The 23,994-nt window shown below is 68.7% G+C and carries 17 protein-coding genes and 2 pseudogenes; 3 read left to right on the top strand and 16 right to left on the bottom strand.

All coding sequences use genetic code 11. From position 1 onward, the window contains the following. Positions 1–366: 366 nt before the first annotated feature. A pseudogene (locus ACIQ5Y_RS33415) lies at positions 367–618 on the bottom strand (helix-turn-helix domain-containing protein); the annotation flags it as partial. A 105-nt stretch (positions 619–723) separates the two neighbouring features. Here ACIQ5Y_RS33415 and ACIQ5Y_RS33420 point away from each other — a divergent pair. Next, positions 724–2,505 carry a zeta toxin family protein gene (locus ACIQ5Y_RS33420; protein ID WP_403889145.1) on the top strand — a complete coding sequence of 594 codons (1,782 nt, stop codon included), beginning with the start codon at positions 724–726 and terminating at the stop codon, positions 2,503–2,505. Here ACIQ5Y_RS33420 and ACIQ5Y_RS33425 read toward each other — a convergent pair. Next, a complete protein-coding gene (locus ACIQ5Y_RS33425) occupies positions 2,492–2,779 on the bottom strand; it encodes a hypothetical protein (protein WP_403889148.1) in 288 nt (95 codons plus the stop codon). The genes ACIQ5Y_RS33420 and ACIQ5Y_RS33425 overlap by 14 nt on opposite strands. Positions 2,780–2,896: 117 nt before the next feature. On the opposite strand from ACIQ5Y_RS33425, the gene ACIQ5Y_RS33430 reads away from it, so the two are divergent. After that, positions 2,897–5,563, top strand: a complete 2,667-nt coding sequence (locus ACIQ5Y_RS33430; protein WP_403889151.1) for an ATP/GTP-binding protein — start codon at positions 2,897–2,899, stop codon at positions 5,561–5,563. Positions 5,564–5,692: 129 nt separating this feature from the next. Here the strand turns inward: ACIQ5Y_RS33430 and ACIQ5Y_RS33435 are convergent, their stop codons facing one another. From ACIQ5Y_RS33435 to ACIQ5Y_RS33460, 6 genes and pseudogenes are all read right to left on the bottom strand, one after another. Continuing rightward, a complete protein-coding gene (locus ACIQ5Y_RS33435) occupies positions 5,693–8,407 on the bottom strand; it encodes a phosphotransferase (RefSeq protein ID WP_403889154.1) in 2,715 nt (904 codons plus the stop codon). A gap of 879 nt (positions 8,408–9,286) precedes the next feature. Further along, positions 9,287–9,727 carry a hypothetical protein gene (locus ACIQ5Y_RS33440; RefSeq protein WP_403889156.1) on the bottom strand — a complete coding sequence of 147 codons (441 nt, stop codon included), beginning with the start codon at positions 9,725–9,727 and terminating at the stop codon, positions 9,287–9,289. Then, the gene (locus ACIQ5Y_RS33445) at positions 9,724–10,659 is read right to left on the bottom strand and encodes a helix-turn-helix domain-containing protein (protein WP_403889159.1); all 936 of its coding nucleotides are present in this window, start codon (positions 10,657–10,659) and stop codon (positions 9,724–9,726) included. Before ACIQ5Y_RS33445 ends, ACIQ5Y_RS33440 begins: the two co-directional genes overlap by 4 nt. Positions 10,660–12,135: 1,476 nt before the next feature. Further along, positions 12,136–12,879: pseudogene (locus ACIQ5Y_RS33450) on the bottom strand (IclR family transcriptional regulator C-terminal domain-containing protein); the annotation flags it as partial. Positions 12,880–13,532: 653 nt separating this feature from the next. Further along, positions 13,533–14,129 carry an RNA polymerase sigma factor gene (locus ACIQ5Y_RS33455; protein WP_403889162.1) on the bottom strand — a complete coding sequence of 199 codons (597 nt, stop codon included), beginning with the start codon at positions 14,127–14,129 and terminating at the stop codon, positions 13,533–13,535. A 572-nt stretch (positions 14,130–14,701) separates the two neighbouring features. Then, positions 14,702–15,325 (bottom strand): hypothetical protein, encoded by a 624-nt coding sequence (locus ACIQ5Y_RS33460; protein ID WP_403889165.1) that lies wholly within the window; start codon positions 15,323–15,325, stop codon positions 14,702–14,704. A gap of 285 nt (positions 15,326–15,610) precedes the next feature. On the opposite strand from ACIQ5Y_RS33460, the gene ACIQ5Y_RS33465 reads away from it, so the two are divergent. Beyond that, on the top strand, positions 15,611–16,609 hold the full coding sequence (locus tag ACIQ5Y_RS33465) for a phosphotransferase enzyme family protein (protein WP_403889168.1): 999 nt from the start codon (positions 15,611–15,613) through the stop codon (positions 16,607–16,609). Between the two features lie 74 nt (positions 16,610–16,683). On the opposite strand, the gene ACIQ5Y_RS33470 is transcribed toward ACIQ5Y_RS33465, so the two are convergent. The 8 genes from ACIQ5Y_RS33470 to ACIQ5Y_RS33505 form a co-directional block, all read right to left on the bottom strand. Then, positions 16,684–17,691, bottom strand: a complete 1,008-nt coding sequence (locus tag ACIQ5Y_RS33470; RefSeq protein WP_403889171.1) for a Ku protein — start codon at positions 17,689–17,691, stop codon at positions 16,684–16,686. An 83-nt stretch (positions 17,692–17,774) separates the two neighbouring features. Next, positions 17,775–18,134, bottom strand: a complete 360-nt coding sequence (locus tag ACIQ5Y_RS33475; RefSeq protein WP_403889174.1) for a DUF6233 domain-containing protein — start codon at positions 18,132–18,134, stop codon at positions 17,775–17,777. 3 nt (positions 18,135–18,137) lie between these two features. Continuing rightward, complete coding sequence (locus ACIQ5Y_RS33480) at positions 18,138–18,320, bottom strand: hypothetical protein (RefSeq protein WP_403889177.1); 183 nt, start codon at positions 18,318–18,320, stop codon at positions 18,138–18,140. Positions 18,321–18,385: 65 nt separating this feature from the next. Further along, the gene (locus ACIQ5Y_RS33485) at positions 18,386–19,057 is read right to left on the bottom strand and encodes a hypothetical protein (protein ID WP_403889180.1); all 672 of its coding nucleotides are present in this window, start codon (positions 19,055–19,057) and stop codon (positions 18,386–18,388) included. Positions 19,058–19,151: 94 nt separating this feature from the next. After that, complete coding sequence (gene dnaB, locus ACIQ5Y_RS33490; protein WP_403889183.1) at positions 19,152–20,495, bottom strand: replicative DNA helicase; 1,344 nt, start codon at positions 20,493–20,495, stop codon at positions 19,152–19,154. 102 nt (positions 20,496–20,597) lie between these two features. Next, the gene (locus ACIQ5Y_RS33495; protein WP_403889186.1) at positions 20,598–21,365 is read right to left on the bottom strand and encodes a DciA family protein; all 768 of its coding nucleotides are present in this window, start codon (positions 21,363–21,365) and stop codon (positions 20,598–20,600) included. A 10-nt stretch (positions 21,366–21,375) separates the two neighbouring features. Further along, positions 21,376–22,212, bottom strand: a complete 837-nt coding sequence (locus tag ACIQ5Y_RS33500) for a DUF721 domain-containing protein (protein WP_403889189.1) — start codon at positions 22,210–22,212, stop codon at positions 21,376–21,378. Between the two features lie 13 nt (positions 22,213–22,225). After that, entirely contained in the window at positions 22,226–23,695 is a 1,470-nt protein-coding gene (locus ACIQ5Y_RS33505; RefSeq protein WP_403889192.1) for a transcriptional regulator, read from the bottom strand. Positions 23,696–23,994 lie beyond the last annotated feature (299 nt).

The following is a 23,994-nucleotide window of genomic DNA, read 5'->3' on the forward strand; positions in this document are numbered from 1 at the left end:
TAGTGACCGAAGGATGAGGGACCGAAGGGTACGAACTGATCCTCAGCCCCTGGCTGGGGAGGGAGCACCGAGGGAGGGGAAAAATAGGCAAGACACAAGGGATGGCTCGGCTTCCTTTGTACCGCTGCCTCACCACAGAGCAGACTCATCCTGGTCTGGTGCTGCCGGTGACCAATCGCGGCACGAACAGACTGACCTCGGTCAGTATCTGGTGTTACCTGAGCAGCACTCTTGATGGGCCTGGGCCGATCTTTGGAATGTCATCGCTCTCTGGCTCTGGCGCCATGCAAATGCTGCGCTGCCACCCAGCCCCCGAACCGTCAGCAGCCCAACGCAGAGTGGTGGGCCTGATCACGGCGTCTTGGGGGGAGGCCCATACTTCGCAGCCCAGCCGTCCAGCAGGCGCTGGTACGCCTGGCGACGCGGGGGCCGCGGTTCACTGCGGCCCGCCTCCCAGTTCTTGACGGACTGCGTCGTGGTCTGCAGAGCCTGCGCGAGCCGGGCCTGGGTGATCCCGGACGCCTCGCGCAGGCGGGCCCGTTCCGCCGGCGGCGGCATCTCGGGCTCTCCCGCGAGCAGCGCGTCCACGGCCTCGAACAGCTCTTCTTCGGTTGGCATATGTCACCTCCACCACCCATCCTACCAGTCTTTATCTATAGATTTGGCGTTTGATTAGCCTTGGATTTAACCTCGGTTTGAACCTGGTGGCTGGGGAGGGGCGAGGTGGCAGAGCAGCATGTGGTGCCGACGGGGCTTTCCGAGACAGAGATCCGCCAAGTCCTGACCGGCGTCCTGCTGCCGACGTGGACCGCTGGGGCCGTCCCGCAGGATCGTCCGGTCGTCGTGGTCGTCGCCGGTCCACCGGGGAGCGGCAAGTCCACCGCTGCCGACGTTATCCACGCCGTGCTGAACCGCCGGGGAGGCGCGGTCCGGATCGGCAGCGACCTCTACAAGGCCGCGCACCGGGAGTACGAGACGCTGCTGAAGCAGGACATACGGACGGCAGGGGCCGGGGTGCGGCCGGTGACCCGCTCGTGGCAGGCGGAGATCGAGGCGTACGCGCGCGCCGCCGGGCTGGACGTGGTGCTGGAGCTCGCACTCGCGGATCCCGCCGAGGCCCGGGCCGTGTCGGCACTGTACCGGGCGGCGGGCTACCGGATCGAGCTGGTGGTTCTGGCGGTGGCCGAGGCCGACAGCCAGCTCGGCGTCCTGGAGCGGTTCTTCGGCCCCGAGGGCCGGTACGTTGCCTGGGAGAACCAGGACCGCTGCGCCGACGGACTGCTCGATTCGCTCGAGGTGATCGAGGCAGAGCACCTGGTGCACCGGGTCACCGCAGTCCGACGGGGGCTGGAGCCGCTGTACGACAACGAGCTCACCGACGCCGGGACCTGGGGCCGGCCAGCGGCCGCGGCCGCGACGGTGCGCGCGGAGCGTTTACGTCCCTGGAGTGGGCCACGCACCCGCGTCTTCCGCCAGAGCCTGGTGCGCGCCGAGGTCCTGGTCCACGACGAGCGCCTGCCCGCCGACCGCCGCCTGGCTGTCTCCCGTGATGCCGAGCGGGCGGCAGCGGCCGCCGAGCCGGTACGCCGCATCGCGCACCCGCTGCCAGGGCCGCCGGGCACCGGCTACCACCGCCTCAGCCCGGACCAGCACCGCTGGACCTTCGACGAGCTGATCGCCCCGACCTTCCTGCGCAAGGCCACCTTCCGCCCGGACCCGCTGGTCGTCTACCTGGTCGGCGAGCCGGGCGCACGGCAGCTGGAGGCGCGGCGGATGCTGCGCCGGGCGATGCGGCCGCGCACCGTCGTGCTGGATCCCGATGTGCTGCGCGGCCACCACCCGGACCACTTCCAGCTGGTCAACGACACTCCCCGGATCGCCGACGACCTGGTGCGGCCGGATGCCGAGGACTGGCAGGCCGAGGCCGAGGCATACGTACGCGAACGACGTGGCGACCTGCTCATCGAGGCCGACTTCACCAGCGCCGCCGACTTCACGCTCAGCGCGGGCCGGTTCGCCCGGGCCGACTACCGGATCGAGGTCGTGGCCCTGGCCGGCCGGGCCGCCGACAGCCGACAGCGCACCCTCGTCAACCACGCCCGCGCCCTGGAGCTCGACGTCGTCACCGCGCTCCCCACCCCAGCCGCACACGCGCGGGCCTGCCGGGTGGCGGCCGACATCGTGGCCGCTGCGGCCGCCGACCCCGCCGTCAGAGCAGTCCGGGTGATCGACGGCGACCACAGGATGCTGGGCCGGGACCGGTGGTCCGCCTGGGCCCTGGCTGCGGCCCGGCGCCGCCCCTACACCGCAGGGGAGGCCGCCCGCTTCCACTCCGTCCAGCGGGCGCTGCATCATGTGCTGCCCCGGTGGCGGAAGGAGATCGCCGACATCACGGCCCAGGCGCAGCCACTGATGCCCGCCGCGTGGCAGGCCCGCCCGGTCGGGCACCATCGCAGTCCGGACCGCCTACCGCTGCCCGCGGCCGACTGGCTCAGCTGCCGGTGAGCTCCCTGAGTCGGGCGGCGTAGGCCACGGCGATCTGCACCGTGGTGTCCTCGTCGGCGTCCTCGAGCCGGTCCAGGTCGTCCACGGCTTGGTCCCGCCCTGCCCGCAGCCCTTCGATGGTCTCCGAGTCCAGGGCTCCGTCGCGGGCCTCGGTGAGGCGGGCGTTGTACCAGCGGATCACCTCCTTCACCGTGCGCTCGGCCTGCTCTGCGTCTCCGCCGGCCTGGTGGAGCGGCTGGGATGTGGGGTCTTCGGGGGTGAGGGGGCCGGTCACGGCGTACCACCTTGGTCGTGCTGACGTACTTGACCAGCCAATTCTTGCTGACGCACCTTCACTGCGCGCTGGGCGGGCATAGGTTGAGGAGCAAGGAGACGATCACCAGGGGGAGCGATGGCAGGGCGGGATCTGCGGGCGTTGTTCAGCACCAACGACCGGAACGTGTCGGCGACGGAGGCGTTCACGAACCGGCAGGGGCAGTGGCAGATCGTCCAGGCCGCTCTCGGTGAACACCTGGCCCGCATTGCCGCCCCCGGTTTCACCGTGGAGGACCTGGAAGCCCCTCGGAACAACATCCTGGTCATGCACGGAGTCGGGGGGATCGGGAAGACCACGCTGTCGCGGACCCTGGAGGCTGCGATCGCCGGCGCCGAGAGCCGCCCGGCCCGATGGGGTGAGCCCGTCTGGCCCGCCCGACCGACCCTGCTGCCGGTCCGGATCGACCTTGCCCGGTCCGCCGGCGTGGACTTCGAGCGCGTCGTCCTCACCATCCGTCTCGCCCTCGCCGCCCACCTCAACCGGCCGTTGCCCGCCTTTGACATCGCGCTGCGCCGCTACTGGGAGCACCAGCACCCCGGCGAATCACTGGAGGAGTATCTGCGCCGCGGCGGTCTTGCCGCGCGGTTCGGCAAAAACCTGCCGCAGCAGATGCAGTCCGCACTCAGCGATGTTGCCCAGGCTCTGCTCCTGCCCGGCACGGTCGGTAGCGCGATCGGCCAGCTGACCGGCGCCCTGACCACCGCGATCCGCGAGCGCCGTCAGACGGTCCGGGCTTTGGCCGGCTGCGCCCGCCTGGCCGACCTCCTGGACGTCGAGCCCGACGTTGACGCGCTCTCGTACTACCCGCACCTGCTGGCCTGGGAGCTCGCCCAGCTTCCCGCCGACCAGGCCGTGGCCCCGGTCATCCTGCTGGACACGTTCGAGGAAACCGGCACCCGCACGCACCGCGACCTCGAACGGCTCCTGCAGCGCCTGGTGTGGCTGATGCCCGGAGCGTTCTTCATCGTCACCGGCCGCGGCCGACTGCAGTGGGCCGATGCGGCCCTGGAGGGCCAGCTCGACTGGACCGGCCCCACCGCCTGGCCCGGGCTCGTCGGGCAGGCCGTACCCGGCCCCCGAACCGCCGGCATCCCGATCGAGAGCGGCCGCCAGGTCCTCATCGGCGACTTCTCCCCGGAGGACTGCTCCGACTACCTCGCCCGGCGCCTGACTCGCGAGGGCCGGCCCCTCATCGACGCCGACTTGCGCACGGTGATCGCCGAGCGCTCCCACGGCCTGCCCCTCTACCTCGACCTCGCCGTCCTGCGCTTCCTGGAGCTCCGCCGAGCCGGCCGCACCCCCGGGCCCGCGGACTTCGGGACCGACTTCCCCGCGCTGCTCACCCGTACCCTGGCCGACCTCACCCCGGACGAACGCCACCTCCTGCGCGCGGTCAGCCTGGTGGACGCCTTCGACCTTCCCCTGGCTACCGCAGCCGCGGGCCTGTCCCACCTGTCCGCGGCCGCCCGGCTGGTGGAGCGGCCATTTGTCCGGCACGACGCGTTCGCGCTGTGGCCCTACCACCTGCACGCCCTGATCCGCTCCACCCTGCGCACCGCGGACGACGCCACCGACGACTGCTGGACCGACACCGACTGGCGGCAGGCGGCCGCCCGCGCGCTGGCCGTGCTCGGCGCGCAGTGGCAGACCAGCAGCGGCCCGGACCGGCGCCTGCTGGTCGGCTGCCTACGCCAGGGCCTCGCCTTGGCCCGCGACCACCGGCTCGAGCTGGGTTGGCTCGCCGACGCCGCCTGGGCCTACACCGACGACTACGTGTGGGAACCCCTCCCGCTCCCGGCACGCGAGAGCGGGGACGGCGAGCTCACGACCGCCGCGGACGCGTTGGCCGAGCTCCTGGCCGCGTTGGCCCGGCGCCAGCACGAGCACCGGTCCGTGACCGCCTCCCGGCTCACCCGCGTCATCGACGCCGACGTCCTGCCCGCCGAACTCACCGAGATGGCCGTCTACTACCGGGCCAAGGCATATCGCGACCTCGGTCAGAACGACGCCTCCCACGACGGCATGCGCCTGGTCGCCGACGGCGGCGGCCGGCTCGCCCTCGACGCGGCCCGCGGACTCGCCCACCTCGCCCGCGCCACCGGCGACTTCCCCACTGCACTGTCCACCGCCCGCACTCTCGGCTGGCGCGGACGCGGGAACCGGGTGCTCGGCGACATCCACTTCGCCCACGGCGACATGAACCAGGCCGCCACCGCCTTCGCCACCGCCCGCACCGAAGCTGAACAGCATGGCAACACCGGGGAGCAAGCGATCGCCCAGTCCCACCTTTCCCTGGCGTACGCCTTCACCGATCCCGACCGGGCCGACGACGAAATCGCTCTCGCCGAGCAGCTCCTGGCCGGACTCGACCAGCGCGCAACCGCTCTCACCCTCAAGGTCGCCGCCCTCGCCCGCGAAGCCGGCACCCTCACCGACCTCGAGGGCGCCCGCGCGCTGCGCGCCGAGATCCACGCGGCAGGTATCACCCCGGTCGAAGCCATTTTTGAACTCACCCTCGCCCTACACCATGTCGTCCTCGGCGAACAAGACAAGGCCCGTACTCACGTCGACCGGCTATACGAGCTCGCCCAGCGGGGTGACTACGCCTACTACGCGGACATCGCCCACTACATGGCCGGCCTTTCCCTGCCCAGCCCCTCCCCCACCACCTGGCTCGACGGCCCGGATGCCGTCCGAGCCCGCTGGCAGCAGCTCGTCCAGGACCGACGCGCCCGGCTCTGAGCTGCCGAACGCGCCGGTCGTCGGGGAATCGAGAACCCGCGCGCCGTGAGATGTGCGGGTCAAAAAGAGAGGGGCAGTGGCCAGTGACTGGGGAGTGCCTGCCCCTTTGCGTAGGTGCCGCCTCACGGGTCAGCTTGTCGGACGGGTTCCTCGGCAGGTTTCTTCTGGCGTGCTCGCATGTCGCCAGCCGTCGAGGAGTGCTGAACACACGACGGTGCTCAGCGTGAGCGCGAATTGTCGTTGTTCACGTTGTGCGGCGGAGCGGATCATGGGGATGAGAGCTCCTGCGAGGGCCAGTTGGTACTCATGCATTGGTATGGGCCAGTGCCCCTGGCCGCAGCCGAATGCCACCTTCCGGATGCGGCGGACCGCAGTGAGCACCCGTTCTTCTTTGGCAGACAGATGAGGCAGGGCAGCCTTCAGAGGGGGTGGGACCAGCCTGGTCCCTGTGGCCACGTACGCAGCGATACGTCCTGCTTGTGCAGCGTCCCATTCGTACACGTGGGTCAGAATGCACGCCTCCAGGCGTGCGAGGTCCTTGCACACGTGCCCGTAGTGCGCGGTCTCAAAGTCAATAAGGAAGGGCTGGGGCAGGGCGCTACTCGCTGACGTGCACAGCACGTTGTCCATATGCAGGTCGCCATGCGATAGCACGAGGAGAGCGTCATAGGCCCTCAGGTCAACACGCTTCGGGTCGATAAGGTTGTCCAGCCTGTCGCTGGGTTCGAGGCCATCAAGTTCCGCGACTGCCGCCGCGAACCACAGGGGATTGACCCACTCCAGGCTGTTCATCTGGCCGATCGCCTGCTCGAGCCCAAGACATCCTCTGAGGCTGTCGGCTGGCCTGTCCTTGATTTTAGGCAGAGACAGCCCGAGCCCCTCCGACACCGCACTGTCGGTGAGTTTTGCCAGCTCGCCCGCGGCCGAGGACGTCGGAGACTGCTTGTCAGGGGCGGCATACGGCCGAAACACCGGATACTCAGCGCGCAGATCCACCCGGTCTCGTCGTACGTCCGCGATCCAGGGGCGCATCGTAGTGAGCAGAAGCTGCTCAATCACGACGGCGGGATCCTGAGCCTGGGCGCCATGGAACCAGGTTCTCAGGGTGCTCGGCTGCTCGCCCTCTTCGAAGGCGTATGAGGTCACGATCGCGCGCAGCGGCTCTCCCCCTTCTCCCAGGTACATCTCCATGTCGTGTGCTTGGCACCGACTGGGTCGGTACTTGTCGTGCAGGCGCTTCTCCGCATACTTCTCGAAGTTTGTGACCTCCCGAGCCACTCTGTCCGCGTGGTCGACCTTCAGGATGGAGATAGGTCTGTACTTGTTGCTGAGCAGATATGTGGGCATCCTGCGGCCGTCGAAGCGGTCGCCGCGCACTTTGATGAAGTCGTCGGTTTCCAAGCCCTGGGCCACTACAGCCTTCAGGACGGGATCTGGAATCTGCAGCCGCCCGGTCTTGTCGCTGGTGATCGTGCTGCTCTGGGTGTAATCGGATGGTTCGGGCTTCCAGGGATTGTCTTCCACGGTGACCCTCTCCGCAGCAGCCATGAACGCGTCCACTGCGTTCTGCCAGGCCAGCAACTGCTGCTGGGACGCCGGGTCACGTGGCGCCGCGAAGAGCTGCCCAAGGAGCCAGCCAGCGCGTAGGCGATCCCACCCCGCGGCTGAGGCCAGGGCGAACGAGGCTTCCTTGATGTCGCGGCTGCTCCGCCACTGCCGCAGTAGATGAGTTGCCCAGAGCGGTTTCGGCACTGGCTGTCGGGGGACCTTGCGGCCGAACGCGTCACCTTGGTGGTTGTCAGCCTCAGCGACGCTCTGCGGGAAGTAGACCCGTTCGTCGTAGGCCATCTCGTGCGCCATGGCCGGGCTGGGGCCGGTAAGGAGAAGATACGTGCCCACGGCCTCACACAGCAGGTCCTCCTGCTGCTGGATCTCCTGCAACGCCATCGCTGGCATGCCGTGCGCCACTGCGATCTGTGCCTCGACACTGCCGAGGATCAGATCCCGAGAGCACTTCTGTACGCCTTCATTGAAGGCAGCACTGGTGTAGCGCATGAGGTCCACGTGCAGTTGTGGCTTGTTCGAGCGCAGGCCGTCTTGCTTAGTCCACAAGTGATGGTTGACGAGTGCGGTGAGCAGTATCACGACTCGGGGTTCCGCGTCCCTCGACACGCTCCGGCGCACCCAACGGGCCTGGTCGACGAGTGCCCTCTGATCGGACGGCAGACGGTCGGGCAGCCTGTCGCAGGCCGCCGCCATGTCCTCACTCCACATCTTGCCAAACGACCTGCGGGCCAAGTGGGAGTGCTCTGTGAGTTCCTCGAGGTATTTGCTGAGAGCATCACCCATACCGGCAGAGTCAACGGACTCCCCACTCCCGCTGGCAAGACTGGCGAAGAGCTGCCCTTCAGTCGGTTCCGCCTCCTGCAAGAGGCTGGACAGACTCATGATGGGGCTATCGAAGAACGGCGGAAGCTCGTCGCTCTCGGCTACTTCCAGGATGTTGAGGCTTGCGCGGCAACGCTCCATCACGCCGCCGACGTTCCTGCCAGCAGCGAACAAGGGAGCGAACGTCTGAAGGGCGACCTGGAACGTGGCGGCTGCCTCCTGGTTCCTGCCCTCACCCATCAGCGTTGTGGCCAGGGTGCTCAGACCGAAGCCGAAGTCCAAGATCCCCGACGGCATGAGCTTGCCGTTCCTGTGGTACCGATACGCCAACGCAACCTGGGCGGCTGCCTGCGCAGGTGTATTCAGCTGCTGGTCACGGCGGAGGTAAGGGATCCATGCTCCCCCTGGGTGGGGGTACATCTTCTGTGCCCATTCGATCATCAGTGAGACATCCAAGCGAGGCTCCCTACGTATGACGGACGTGTCCACAGATGGAGCCGCACCCTAATTGCAGCGCTGACCGGGGGGTTGAGATTTGGCCACCGGGCCCGCACTACCGAAGGGGGCCCAGCCGGAACTCCGGGACGGCCAGGGCTGGCACCGTGGGCTGAGACGAGCGGTACGAACGCCTCCCGGGCGGTGCGGCACAGTTTCCCGGGTGGGGCAACGGACTCCTTTTCGCACTTGCCGACGGGGCTGGCCGAGTCACACTGTGGACGGTGTTCTCACCCAGCAGCTCGGAGTACTGAACGACGGCCTGTCTACCGCAGCCGGGAAACCCGCGCCTGTTACCGCGCTCGCGTTCTCCCACGACGGCACTACTCTCGCGGCCGGCGACGAACTGGGTCGGATACGCATGTGGGACGTGGCATCCCGAAAGGCCCTCGGCAGCGCCCTGCTCGGCCCCGGGACGAAGTCACGCGCCTGACCTTCGGGCCGGACGACCGTACGCTGCGATCCCAGGGCCGCTACCCGCCGCCACTGGAACGCTCCGTAGCTCCCGAGGACGTGGCGGCGGCCCTGTGCTCCCGCCTCGGCAGCGGCCTGGGCCGCAGCCAGTGGCATGACCAGATCCGCGATGTGCCATACCGGGAGACCTGCCCGCGAACGGCCCACGATGCACGGTAGTCCAGCATGGCCCCTCGCGACACACATGACACCGCTCGCGGAGATGTGGTCACCTAGCGGCCATTTTTCCGTCACCCCCGCCTCGCCGGCACTCGAGCCCGCGCCGAACAAACTGCCGCCATGCCCGTTTGGCTGCTGCGGGTACCTCACCCCGTCGATTAAGCAGGCGAGCCGCCCGGGTGCAGGGCGGCAACGCCGTGAGTCTGCTCAGCCGCGGAAGGCCGGTGCCGTGAGACCCGTAAGGTACCGGACCTTGGAAATGTCGAGGCCTGTTGCCTGAGCAATGGCTTCCGCGCTGTGATTGCCCAGCTGGTGAAGGATGGCGGTGTCGTACTGTGGCGCCGATTCGGCTGGTACGGGGAGGGGATGTTCTCTGCTGCCTGTGCACTTGATGAGTTCGCCCCAGGCCTCCCGGGCCGGGTGAGGCTGGGAGACGACGTGATCCCAGCGCTCAAGGATGACGCGAAACGCAGCCTGAACGGTGGCCTGCGCCGCGGCCTCTTCCAGCAGGTGGGCTTTCGCATACGACAGGTACAGGCGCTGGTGCAGCGCCCGGAACGCCTCGTAAGCCAGTGGTACGCGCGGCCCGGACGGGTGTTGGGCTGCGACGGTCTGTCTTGCGGGGAGCGGGAACTTCAAGGTGGTCATCCAAAAGCCGATGCTGGGATGGTGGGATGAGGTTTCCGCTCCGCCTGAGCGTCGTCCCAGAGTGTTCTGAAGTACGTGGTGTCGCCTCCGAGTACGTGGAGCAGATTGGTCAGTGCCGGCCAGCTGGTCAGGTGTCCGTCGAGCATGTCGGCAACGGTGTCGACGGAGAGCCGCCATCTGCTGGCGCGGACGATGTCCTGGGCCGTGGGCTGTCCGACTCTGACGTGCAGGGTCCTGAGGGCTGCGAGGAGGCGGGTTCCGGCCCGCAGTGGCGTGTCCTCATGGTCGTCGTCGACGAGGGGAGCGACGGCGCCCTGTTCGCGGAGTCGCTCGTTGGCCCACAGGGCATGCACGATGGCGGGGTCGGCTCCACAGGCTCGTGTGAGCCTTTCGGTGAGGCGCCATGTTGGCACCCGTTCTCCGTTGAGGACTCGGGAGAGGTAGGAGGGGGAGCAGCCGGTCTTCTTCGCGATGTCCTTCAGGGGGAGGCGTGAGCCGCGTGCCAGCATGGACAGCATGGACGCCAGTCGGTTGAAGGCGTGTCCGCCGGGGTCGCGGGGCGGTGGTGTGGGCTCAAGCCTGCGAGGTTGGGCTTCTGTGGTCCTGGCGGTGGGAGCGACAGGGATATCGGTGTAGAGGGCACTCAGTGACAGGGGTGCCGCAGGGCGTGTGAAGCGGTCGAGGCGTCGGCGGATGTGGGCGTCGGTGTAGCGGTGGCGTGCGGTGTCCTCGCTGATGCACAGGAGACGGGCCAGTTTGGCCCAGGAGACCCGGCCATGCCGGGCACGGCCGACCAGGCCGGCCGTGAGAGCCTCGAGTTGAGCCTGCATGTGCATCACCCGACTCAGGGGCTCCTGCGGGTCGGATTCCGGCAGCAGGCGTTGAAGTTGCCGGAGTTCCTCGAGGAGATCGCCGATGAGCTCGGTGAGCATTTCCTCATCCTCGATGGGGCCGTGTGCGGGAACGGCTTGTGATGCGCTTCGGGGGAGTTCGGCACGGGGCGCAGTCGTCTTCGCGGTTGGGAGCGGGGCCTTGTCTGTACTGAGGGGTGCGGCGTTCTTGCGGGCGCGGTGTGCCGCTTGCCGACAGGCGGTGTTGCAGAACTTTTGTGGCCGGCCCTGTCGGGGCTCGCGAGGGTCCTCGAATTGCGTTCCGCAGTGGGCGCAGCGGTCGCTGGTCATGGTCCGTCCGTGTCACGAAAAGGGTTCAGGAAGGGGATTTCGTAGCGGATCTGGAGCGGGTCTCAGGATTTCGTCGCCGGGTTGTCCCCGGCAGTCCCGCCGTCGGTCAGGTCCGTGTGGTCCCGGGAGGCCGTGTGGCCGGGCTTGGGGCTGGCGACGCCGCTTGGTGGGCGTCGCCAGCCCCGAGCTCTCTCTACCTGCGGCGACGTACTGCCTGGGTGCTGGTGAGTACGACGCCTGTGGCCGCTGTCCCAGCCCACAGCAGTGGGTCGGTCGTGATGTTGACGTGGATCGTGGGCTCTGAGATGAGCACGATGCCGAGGACGGGCAGACTCAGGAACGCGAGAGCAATCGCCTTGCCCAATCGGTTCCCTCGGCCGGAAGTTTCGTTACGGTTGCTAGGCTCGCTGGAGCGGGCCGGACGATCTGAGCGTTGTTTGGCGCGTCGACGCCGCGGGGTATGTCCCATGAGGGACTCCATTCGTGAGTTGTCGATTGACCGCGTGCGAGGTCTTGGATGAGTTGCGAGCCCGTTTAAGACCTCGCACGCGCCGTTGGGTGACGATAACGACACTGTGTGCTAAAGGCGAATCCCCTCAACTTCCTCGATTTCGGACGTTTCTGGCATCCCTGCAGGAGAACTGCGGGTTTCGTGACGGTGCCCTGCTAAATGTTTCAGCAAGGCACTGAAAGTCCCCATTCGATTCCCCTGCATCTGGTAAAGCCTCATTTCGCGCATGCGGTAGCCCTCATTTCGTCGATTTCCAGCCACGATGAGGCCGAAGCCCACACAGCTTCACGAGCCCACACACGCCTGAGCGCACTTCCTTGTTGGGCCACAGGTCAGCTCGCATACACCAGCACCCTCCGCTCCTCACAAGAAGGCAGGAGATCCTCCGGTGGGGCGGGCGCGAACTCGTCGACGTCCGTGACGACTCCCCCTCCCGGCTGCGGCAGCACCAACGCCGGGCCGGCTTCCTCCTCTCTCTGCTCCGGTACCAGGGCGAAGTCGAAGACGTAGAGTTCCTTTGACACCGTGTCCCTGGCCCAATAGACGCTGGGCACCTCCGCCATCCGGTTCGGTGCCCGCAAGCGAGCCTCGCTCACGGACGAGGGCAGCAGCAGCCGGTCCGCCATGGCGAACCGCCGCTCGGCACCCGGCATGGGACGGGGCGCCTGGGCGACGGGCTCGGAAACCACTTCCCGCGCCGGCGCAATCCCCCCAGCCAGCATCAGCGTCAACAGCACTGTCCCGGCCTGGCTCGCCAGGATCGCGGCAGCGTCGTTCAGACGCGACGCTTGCGACAGCGGCATCGACAACGCCACGCAGGCCGTGGTCGTACCGAACGACACAGGTACCGCGGCGCACACGGTGCCCGGCGAGTACTCCTGTACATCCAGCACCGGATCTGAGAGCCGATGGCTTTCCAGACGGGAGAAAAGGATCTTCTCCGTGACGATCGTCCGGGAGGTCAGCCGTGCGAACTTGTGACGCGACATGTGGTCCCGGCGACCATCCGGACCGAGAAGCGCCAGGAGGCACTTGCCCACCGCGCTCGCATGGGCCGCAGACCGGAAGTCCACCCACTCGACCACTTTGGGCATCCCCGGCCCGTCCGCAGCCTCCGCGATCCGCACCTCGCCGTCCTCATAGGAACTGATATAGACCGCCGCACCCACCGCATCCCGAAGGAGCGCCAGCGTGTGCTGCAGCGACCGCTTGGCCAGGGCCGGATTTGTCGACTGCAACGCCGGAAGCAGCGGACCCTCCGTGAACCCACCGCCGGGAAGCCGCTTCGCCAGCCCCTGACGTCCCAGCCAAACCAGCGTCTGGCGAACCACCGGCACGGGAAGACGAGCATCCTGCGCGATAAGGCGTGGCGACGCGCCACCAGTTCTCCGGCTCAGCGCCTCCAGAACCCTCAGACCCCACGTCGCGTCCTGTGCCCCCGGCGAGGAGGTGAGCCCCACCCCACCTCCGGCAGCGGCGACCTGCGAACACTCGTCGCCGCCACCCAGCCGCCGTCTCGCCGACCTCACCCCCGTCCTCAGTGCGGTGCCCGGAACCAGGTCTGGCCCGGAGTGCGGGATCCGCGTTGGGGCGGCGTCCTCGTGAAGCGCCGATGCCAGCTCCGATGCCAGGTCCGCGTCATCGACACCCGCATCCCCCTCCCCCTCCGCGCTCTTCCCCGGGCCGGACCTGCCCAGCGCACGGCGGGCCCCGCTGTGTCCCCACAGCGCCGCCTGGCTGAGCAACGACACGATCGCCGCCTGGATCTCGGCGCGCCCACCCTCCTCCCTCCGCGCCCCTCGCCGGTGAACAGCCACAGCCAACCGGAATGCCGCCCCGGGATGGTCCTGGGCGTAGGCGCTGCGCAGCCACAGTTCCGCAAGCTCCAGATCCCCCCGCAACAGTGCTTTCGACCCCAGCCGATAGCACGAATTTGCCTCTCGCCGGGCCGCCGCCTCCTCCTCGGCCAGCCCGGACACCCCCTGTCCCCAGTCGCCTTCGGGCCTGTCCCACGCATCCGCCGACCCCCGCGATCCCGCCAGCAGAACCTCCAGCCCGTCCGTGATCGCGGTGCGCCCGATCCCCCAGCCCATCTCGTCGAAGTCCACGTCACTCACCTGTCCCCTTCTCCGCGGGGCTGATCGGGCATGGAGACATCCCGGATGCGGTTCCGGACGATGTCCATCGTCTTCAGCTCTTTCACCCCGAGATGCCGCTGCACATGAACCTGCTCCACGGACACCCCTATTGCACTCGCGATCACGCTGTCGGCGTCACCGCGTAACTGCCTGCCGATCACTACCCGACGCTGCGTGCGTTTCATACGGCTGATCGCGTCATGGAGTACCTCTTCGATCTCGTCGTCCTCCTCCTCGGGCCACGTCTCCCCCTCTCGGTAGATGTGGAGGCGCTCGTCCTCCATGGGGTCCTCCGGTACCTTCAGCACCTTCAAAGCGAGGTTGCGGGCGACAACGCACATGTAGCCGAGCGGGTCCCGGTCCGGATCAAGCCTCCCCGCCTCCCAGGAACGCACCGTCTCCATGTACGCCTCCTGAGCGATGTCCTCGAAGTACCCCTTCAGCTTGGGCGTCTTGTAGAACTTGGTGGCCAGGTAACGGACGACGCTCTTGCACAGCTCGTGTGCACGGGAACGCAACGTGTTCCCCATCTCGCCCTCGAAACGCCAGGCCTCCTCATGCGGCTCGGTCACCACAGCCCGAACTCCTCCCGCCCAGGGCGGGGCACCAGCAGCTGCCGCCCCAGCGCCGACTGCGCCACGACCCCCCACTTGGATATCCGACGGCCAGTCACTCCCAGATCCCGGGTGTGCCGACGGCACACCCGATGCTCATGCCGTCCTGTCCTCACACGCCCTGCTTGACCGGTGACCGCCCCGCCAGGACGACGGGCGCCCCGGGAAGGGCGCCGGCGCACGCCCAGCGCGCCGATGCCAGCCGGATCAGCACCGGCGGACTCCCAGGAAGTCATGTAGCTCCTCATGCATGTGAAGTGGTCGAGAAATCCGCCCCTCGGAACACATGGGAATCCCGGGCCCTCATCCTTAAAGGCCGATCGAAAGAGATCGAAGAATGACAAGTGTGATCGTCTGATGCCAGGACCTGCGCTGATGTCCTATGCCAAAGACCTATGCGCCCCCGCGCATCCCCGCGCGCCCGCGTACATCACACCAACACCGGACCAAGCCCTCGCCGGAACAGCGCCGATCCAGCGGCATGACGTATGCAACTGCGCGGACACTGCGCGAGACGGCGCAGGATCGGGTCAGGGACGGTAGCTGCTGAGGTAGCTGTGGGCAGCAGCCTCACTCGTGCCGAGCGCGGTCGCCACCTCCTCGAGCGGTACTTCCCTCGTGGCAACCTCATTCGCAGCGTCCTGGCCGGTTTGGGCGATGACGTACCTGAGATCGGCCAGGGCCTTCAACGCAACCAGCGGCTCCTCGGCGGCCAGGCCGTCGAGTCGGTGGACGAGTTCAGTGAGGAGCACCGTGAGGTCCTCGGGCAGTTGGACGGCCGCACCCCGGATCACCGATAGATGCGCCTCGTAGTCCGCGACCGGCCCGGACAGGTCGATGTCCGCCGCGTACAGAGGCTTGTCCTTCGCGAGGGTCGTCCAGTCGAGCGGGTACTCGGCCATCCCCCGCCAGCCACACGAGCAGCTGCCCCGCAAGACCGCCGCCCGGGGACGGCCGAACCGGCCGTCGTACACGTGCCACTCCGTTGACGACGGCACATACGACCCGCTGCCCACATCGAAATAGACCGGGCCCGGCTCGCTGCCGTCGGCCAGGAGCACCCCCACCGACCCCTCGTGCGCGGCCCCCAACACCTGAAGCACCCTGTCCACGACGACCAGCCCCTCCCCGCAGCACACGATCAAGCCAGCCACTGGCCGGACCCGCGACCTCCAGGCTGCCCCGACATGCCGTCCCACGCACCGGGATCGATCGAACGAGGTACAGGCGACGTCTTCCTGGGCGGGGTCGGCCGACCCAGCTGGCGGCCACGACAGGTCAGCGGCGCGACATGGGACTGGGCCGGAGGGCCGCTGGGGTACTGACATCCTGACCAGGAGACGGTCTGGCCTTCTGGCCGGCCTTGCACGGGCACCTGCGGCACGGCCAGCAGGCCCCGGCCAAGACACCGCGCTGGGCGTTAGGAAAGGCGAACGGGAGTGTCATCCGCCGACAGCACCAGCGAGCAGCTGCTCAAGGACGCCCTGGCTCGTGTGAGCGGGACGTGGCACGCTGCGGACTACCGGTTCGAGCCGGTAGCCGACGGCACCATGGCCGCCGTCTGGCGTGGCGTCTCCCCGTCCTCCCAGGCACCGGAGGTGGCCGTGCGACTGACGCCCAAGCCAGCCGCTCTGATCAGCCGGATCGCCGGGTTGGTCGACGGCGTCGACGCTGTGGAGTGTCCGCAGACGCTGGCCGTGGGCACCGTGGAGACCAAGGCCGGTCCGCAGACCGTTCACGTGTGCACCTGGATCGGCAAGGGGAGCGCCGACCGGAGCGACCCGTACGGCCTGGGCCAGGATCTGGCCCGCCTCCACTCGGGGCTGGCCCGGCCGGATGCGGGCGACTTCACCGATCGCCGTCTGACCTTCGAACGCGCCCCGGTGCCTTCCCCGGACCAGGAGCTGCCGCACTGGTACGTGGCCCGGCACCTGTGGCGGGACCGGATCCTGCCCCGCCTGGCCCAGGACCTGGCGTCCCTGCGGCCCCAGCCCATCCACGGGGACCTGCACTGGGACAACGTCGTGGCCGGCAACGGTGATGGCGGGTTCGGGTTCATCGACTTCGACAAGGTCATGCACGCCCCACCGGTCTTCGACCTCGCCAAGCTCCTTGCCACCGGGTTCTTCGTCCTCCAGGGCGAGCGGGCCCGCTACCAGCAGTCCCGGGCCTCGGACCTCCTGGCCGGCTACCGCAGCATCCGGCCATTGGAGGAGGCCGAGGTAGCCGCGCTCGAGGGCTTCGTCGTGATCCTCAACGGTGAGATCGCCCGTCTCGGGTACGTGTACGACGTCCCCGCCTACCAGGCTCAGGCGAACGCGGTCGGAGCCTGGTGGACGAACCGTCGCCGCCAGCGCCCCCAGGACCCGCTCGGCCTACGCGAGCGGAATAACCCGCCTGCGGCCCAACAGCTTCGCCTTCCTGACGAGGACAGCTAGGCCCTCCCGCACCTGCGGCACACCCACTCTGGTCTTCGGCGCCAAGCGTTGAGCCTCTCCGCGGAGCGCGGGTATCAGGACCGCTGCCGCCCGCCTCGTGAGCTGGCAAGGGCGTCCACGAGCTCGTCGTGCGTCATGGACGAGCGGCCGGGAACGTGCGCGGCGGTGGCCTTCTTGTAGAGCTCGGACTTCGTCATTGACTGCAAGGACTCGGCTTTGGAGGAGAGGCGCTTCCTCGCGGGCGCAGCCTTCTTCTTCTGCGCACCCGTCTTCGTGGTGGTGGCCTTCTCGCGGGTGTCCTTGGGGCTGCGGGCCCGCTCGACGCTGGCGCGTAGGGCTTCCATGAGGTCGACGGCGCCGGTGGCCTGCGCGGCGGGTTCGGCCTTCTCCACGCTCTCGCCGGCCTTCTTGGCGTCGACCAGGGCGGCGACCTTCTCCTGGAACGTGTCGTGGTACTGCTCGGGATCCCACGTCATGCTCAGGGCCTCGATCAGCTGCTCAGCCATCTTCAGTTCCTTGTCCGAGGCCTTCGCCTTGCCCGGCAGGGTGTCGATCTCCTTCTTGGGATCCCGGATTTCGTCCGCCCAGTGAAGGGTGTGCAGGGTCAGGATGCCGTCCTCGGCCTTCACCGCGACGAGGTACTCGTGCTGGCGCATTACGAAGGTGGCGATCCCGGCCTTGCCCGCCTTGGCGAGGGCCTGCTCCAGGAGGCTGTAGACCTTCGCGTACTCAGCGCCCCGCGGCCCGAGGTAGTACGTCTTGTCGAAGAAGATCGGCTCCACGTCGTCCAGTTCCACGAACCCGGCGACCTCCAGGGAACGGGAGCGGCCCGGGGCGATGTCGTCGAGCTCCTTCGGCTCCACCAACACGTACTCGCCGCCGGTGTCGTAGCCCTTGACGATGTCACCCAGGTCCACCTCGTCGCCGGTGCGCTCGTTCACCCGGCGGTTGCGGATCCGGTCGGAGGTACCGCGCTGCAACTGGTGGAAGCGGATGGTGTGGCTGTCGGTCGCGGTGTAGAGGCCGACCGGCAGGCTGACCAGTCCGAATGTCAGATTTCCGGCCCATACGGGTCTCGCCATCACCAACACCTCCAGCGCTGACTCCCCCGCCCTTCCAGCTCAGACCCACCGGCCCGTGATCGCACCCGAGGCGCCCGGAATGTTCAGACGTCGAGGAGGCCGAGGGCGGAGTCGGCGCGGCAGATTCCGCAGGCGCGCGCTGGGGTGTTCTGCAGGGTTTCGACGGCCTGGGCGCGGGTGGCGGGCCGGGAGCGGCCGGAGGTCATGCTGCAGTCACCGGTGTGCACGAGCTCGGGCCGGTGCTGGACGCCGATGCCGTACTCGATGATCCACTCCACGAGAGGAGCCTCGTGGCGGGCGGCGTCCGAGCGGACGCGCGCGGCCTGCTCCAGCACGGCGATCCGCTCACGGGTCTGGGTGAGGAGCATGGACAGGAGGGTCTCCACGGTCCGCAGTCGTTCCAGGTCCGGCGGAAGCCATGCCGGCCCGCCACCGGCGTCCACGGCCTACGCCTCCCCGTTCGCCGGGACCCGCTTGAGGGCCATCCGCGCCGCCACGACGTCGCCGCGCTCGACCGTCGACCAGAACGGGTGATCGCCCACCACGGAAGTCAGCTGGCGCAGCCGCCGCTCGAAGGTGGCCTTCTGCCGGTGCTGCTCATCGGTGTGGCCGGGGCTCTCCGCCCGCATCGCGTCGGCTTAATCGGGTAGGGCCCTGCCACCGCAGCTGGACAGCGCCACCGACCCGTTCTGGGTCAGGCGCGGTCGGGCCGTTCCGGTTGGCAGTTCCCGCAGAGCTTGAAGCGCTCGCCGCCCTTGGGGCCGGTGCGTTCCGCGATCCAGGAGGCGGCCTCGTGCCGGGCGAGCACCGTGCGTCCCTCGCCGGGGATGCTCTCGAACTCGTCGTGTGTGAACCAGTGGAGATGCTGGTCGTACTCGTCGGGGTTGATCTCGCCCGACTCCGTGAACAGGAAGCCGCAGGAGTTGCTCAGGGCTTCCATTTCCCGGCAGTCGATCCGATGGAGAGCGGACCGGGTGGCAGCCCAGGGGTGGGCTTTGGGGTCGCGGTACCGCTCGCGCTGTACGAGCACTTGGTGGAGGCGGCGGTCGAACTCTGGTTTCCGGGCGGCGCACTCGTCGCAGTCCCCGTAGCAGCGGGCGGCCGCGCGCTTGACGGGGTCGGCTTCCTCCGGGTCGCATGCGAGGACGACTTTCTCGGCCAGTCCACCGAGGAGGGCACGGGCCTTTTCCACGGTGAGCTCGCCGGCGATGACCTTGTCCAGGAGGGCAAGGACCGCGGGTACCTCTACAGCGGTACCCCAGCCTTCGAGGTGACGCCGCTCCTTGGGGTAGTCGCCGCCCCAGGTGAAGCGGATGTCTTTGATCGGCTCATCGCCGATGGTGAGGGCTGCGTGCCTCGTCTGCACAGTCTTTGCCTTCGTGGTCGGGAGGTCTTGTCGAGCGTGGCCCGGATCAGCGTCGGCGGGTGCCGGGGATGCGCCTTGCTGCCGGTCGCTCCGGCTACGCCTTGGCGAACCCGACGAAGCGCCCGTAGTGGCCCTGGTGGGCGACGGTGAGGGTGGCTGTGGGTCCGTAGCGGTGTTTGGCGACGATGAGGTCGGCTTCTCCGGCGCGGGGAGAGTCCTTCTCGTAGGCGTCCTCGCGGTGAATGAGGATGACGAGGTCGGCGTTGTCCTCGAGGGCGCCGGAGTCCCGCAGGTCGCTCAGGTAAGGCTTCTTGTCGGTGCGCTGTTCGGGGCTGCGGTTGAGGGTGGAGACGGCGATGACGGGGATCTGGAGTTCCTTGGCCAGGTGCTTGAGGGCGCGGGCGATCTCGGAGACCTCTTCGTAGCGGGAGGCCAGGGGCCTGGTGCCGTAGTTGAGCAGCTGTATGTCATCCACGGCGATGAGCTTGAGGCCGTGCTGGTGGTGCAGGCGCCGGCAATGGGCGCGCAGCTCGGTGAAGTTGGCGTAGGGGTCGTCCTGGAGGAAGAGCGGTGCCTGGGAGACGTCGGGCATCCGCTTGGACAGGCGGGTCCAGTCGTCGTCGGTCATGCTGCCGGAGCGCATGTGGGTCAGGGCGACGCGGGCCTCGGCGGCCAGGAGGCGAAGGGTGACGTCGGTGCGGCGGGACTCGAGCGCGAAGAGGGCGGTGGGCAGGTTCTGCTGGATGCTTGCTGCGCGCAGGAGGTCCAAGGTGAGGGTGGAGGTGCCCATGGAGGGACGGCTGGCGATGACGATGAGCTGGCCGGGGTGGAGGCCGCCGGTGAGGATGTCGAGGTCGTGGAAGCCGGTGGAGATGCCGGCGATGCCGGGGCTGCTGCCGATGGCTTCGATCTCGTCGAGGGCGCCTTCCATGACGTCTGCCAGGGGGTGGGCGGATGGGAACCAGGATCGGTTGCGTGTGGTGGCGGCGAGGATCTCGGCCTGGGCGGTGTCGATGATTCGCTCGACGGTCTCCGCGGTGCCGTCGGCAGCGAGGTTGTCGATGTGGGTGGTGGCTGATTGGAGGCGGCGCAGGACGGCCATGGCCTGGACGGTGTCGGCGGCCCTGGTCCAGGACTGCCGGCCGGTGGCTGTCTCGGCGAGGGTGTGGAGGTAGAGGTGACCTCGTGCCTTGGCCAGTTGGTCGTTCTTGGCGAGCTCGGCGCCGACGGTGAGCGGGTTGGGGGTCTCGTCGCGGGCGTAGACGGCGAGAATGGCCGTGTAGATGGTCTCGTGCGCGGGGCGGAAGAAGTCCTCCCCTTGGAGCATCTCCACGATGTCGGCGACCGCTTCGGTGGAGCGCAGCATTGCGCGCAGCACCGTCTGCTCCGCAACAAGATCATGCGGGGGCTGCGCCGCCTGGGCGTCGTCCTCGGCCACCTGTCTCCTTCACATCGGCACGGGCCGGTGTCGGGCCCGTGAACGGCGGGCTCAGCGTAGCGAGCGGTGGACCGGCGGCCGGAGGGTTCAGGACAGGTGCCCTCATTCGGCATGAGCCCGGGCGATGGCGCGGGTCCGTACTGCCTCGGCGCTCTGTTGGTGGGCGGCTTGTTGGTCCTTGTTCTCGGCGCCGAGTGGGTCAGTGCCACGGGGTGCCTGTGCTGTCTGGCGCTGGGCAGCGGCGAAAAGTTGCCGGTCTCGCTGAGGCTGAGCTTGTGCCGCAAACGCTGGGGGTACGGGAGTCAGGGAAAGCGGGGGCGCTGCCCCTGATAGGGGCGCGGGGCCGGGCGGCAAGATTGCGATCGCTCGTACGGTCTGGCCGCCGAGGGCTTCGTTGACCCTCTCGGCGAGCCCGGAGGCCAAGAGGCGGCCCTGGGTCGTCCAAGCCCGAGAGGTCGCGCGCAGGTGCAGGGTGCTTGAGGCCGGATCGAAGCTGACCGCGATCAGGTTGGCGGAGACTTCACCAACGAGCGCAGGCCACTGCCTGAGGAGGTTCGCCTCCTTATTCGCGGGCCACCCGTAGCGCTCGGCTGTCTCCAACAGTGCTACCGCCAACGACACAGGACGCGAACCTTCCGGCGCGCGCCGCGGCCTTCGCCGACGGACGGCCGCTTCGGCCGGCTTACGCCGGGCGGCGCGAATCGCCTCGCGCAGAGCGATCCTCGCCATATCGTCCTCGCCCCGCCCGACTCCGTGCCCCGCGTGCTCAACCACGGTCCCTCCTCCGCTGGATACCCCGCTGCAAGTCTGGCGTCCGGGCCGTTGCACAGCAGCCGCCCGGCTGAAGATTCCCAACCGGGCGGCCGGCATCGGTGCGCAGTCACGCCGTGAGGTTCAGCCGTTGAGGCCCTGACGGCATCGGCAGCGGGGTGAGTCCGGCTTTCTCAGCGCGGGCCCGGGCCACGGCGAGAGCGTGGGACGAGCTGCGCGTGCGCTCACGGTCTGCCTGCTCCCGCAGGCGGGTCATCTCGGCCTGCCCGTCCGCGAAGAGGGTCTCGGGCTCACGTACGGCTTCCCGGTTCTGCCTCTCGACGGCGGTCTGAATCGCCGGGTTCGTCGTCCTGGTCATCCTGGCCTGGCGGTGCGCCGCAATGGCCTCCTGGTAGCCCGCGGGCGTCCGATAGAGCTGGTCTGGTGCGGTCTCGGGCTTGGGCGGGGTCTTGGCGGCTTCGACGGCCGAAGGCGAGATGGCGGGGGTGGCTCTGTGCGGGAGGATCCTGATGGTGCGAATGGCTGTGGCGGATCCCGTGACTCGGTTGGCGGCGTCGATGAGCTGGCGGGTGCGCAGTCGGACGGCGGTCGCGTACGGGGCGGAGACGGGGCGTACCGCGAGTTCGCCGGTTGCCGGGTCGTATCCGGCGACGGCGACGTGTCCGGCGAGGTCAGTGGCGATCGCGGGCCACTCGTCCACCAGGGAGCCGCCGGCTGCCGGGAGTTCCCAGGCGCGGTCGGTGATGAGGTTGGCCAGGAGTTGCTGGAAGCCGATGGGCTCGCGGCAGTCTGGCTGCCTCGAGGCGCGGGTGCGGTGGGCCTTGCGGGATCCGCTGGGACGCTCGCCCTGCTGCCGGGCTGCGGCGCGGGCCGCGGCCAGGGCTTGGCGGGCGAGGTCGACACCGGATTCCGGGGCTTGCGGGACGCTGACCGAGTCGTTGATCACAAGAGGCTCCCTACTATCGGTGCGCGATGGTCGTCGGACGGGTCGGGCGGGGGATGTTGAGGGCCCGGTGCACGAGCTCGGTGCCGAAGATCAGCTCGGCGGCGGGCCGGCCGGAGCTAGTGACGATCGAGCTGACCAGGCTGTTCTGGCCGTGCCGGTACTCGGTCCAGCCCAGGTCGCGCATGTCCGCAACCTCCTGGGCGCTCAGCCCCAGGTCGACGTGCTGGTCGACCACCGTGCCCGCGGTCTTGTCGTAGTCAGCGGCCAGGGCCTGGCGGGCGGTGAGGTAGGGCAGCCATTCATCCTGCGCAGCCTGGCTGCGGGGGCCTTGGGGGATGGCTTCGAGCTCCTGATGGCGTCGGGCAGCCGCGATCCGGGAGTCGCGCCAGTCCGAAACCATCGCGGCTCGCGCTTCCGGTGTCCGGACGACCTGCTCGGCGCCGTGCAGCAAGGTCGCCAGGAGCCCCGAGGCCCGGTGGACGGTGTCGGCCTCGCCCCGGACGTGCAGCCACGCCTGAACCTCGGACGTGCTCCAGCCCGCATCAGCGACGTGCCGGATCACCCAGGCGATCCGAGGCGTTGACGCTCGGCCAAGCCAGGGGATTTCCCGGATCAGTTCGGCGGCCAGTTGGAAACGGCGGCCGACGCCCTTGACGTTTCTGCGGCCGCGCTTGCCCTTCTTCGGGGTGGAGGAATCGCTCTGCCCGCTGGCGAGCTTGCTCTCAGGGGGAGGCGAAGTAGTACCGGCAGAAGAAGAGCTAGAGGTACCCACCTGCATTGGGGTGCAACGGGCCTCACCGGAAACAGCCGCCACAACCCCCTGATCAGCACCCTCACGGGCGCCCCTCCCCGGGGCCTTCGATGGCCTCTTCGCCTGCGGCTTGCGCACCTTCCGGGACGCCTTCTTCGCCAGCTTCGCCATCAGCTCCCGGCCGCACTCCGCGATCCCGGACACCGCCCGCGTGTACGCCGGAGCGCTCTCGTCCCGCTGCACCGTCCGGATGCCCAGCGCGACGTCGAACTCCACCGGGATCATTCGCGCGAACTCCGATGCCTGGCCGCCGTCGCCGGCTACCCGGGTGCCCTTGACGATCCACGCGAGCAGGCCGGTCTCCCGCAGGATGCGCAGGTGGTCCTGCACCGCCCGCTCCGACAGGCCGACGCGGCGCATCAGGTACTTGATGCCCGGACGGCACGGCGACAGGGCCGCGAGCTCCTGGGCGACCCGCACGGTCGTCGGACCGAAGGAACGCGGGCCATGGGACCGGTGGCGCCGCGGCTGATACAGCCCGGACCCGGCCACCCAGTGGACCGCCTGCATCCAGCTGTAGCCCTCGCCCGCGATCCGGCCGGACGAGGTCGACAGCCATTGCGACGCCTCGGCCACGAACAGCTCGGGCATCACGGCGACCGCGTCGGTGTCGTCGACGGCACGGCGCGGAGCGGGCAGCATCACGGCGGCCGGCGCCGCCACGGCGCTCACCGGCCCGCCTGAAGATACGAGATGGAGATCATCTCGGCAGCCTTGCGCAGGCAGCCTGTGGACAGAGCCCGCGAAGTAGCGAGACCCCCGGTTCCTCCCGCCCGGCGGGCAGAAACTTCGGACACCGTCCCGTCACACGGGACGCGGCCCCTGAGAACACCGTCGACGGAGTTGTTGAGGACCTCCGTGAGCGGGTGCATGAGCGAGGTGGCCGACACCGCGACCCCGCGCAGCGACCCCGCCCCGAAACCACTGCTCTTGTAGCTTCCTACCGGAAATCCCTCTTCCGGCATGAACCG

The organism is Streptomyces sp. NPDC096339, assembly GCF_044762985.1.
Lineage (GTDB): Bacteria > Actinomycetota > Actinomycetes > Streptomycetales > Streptomycetaceae > Streptomyces.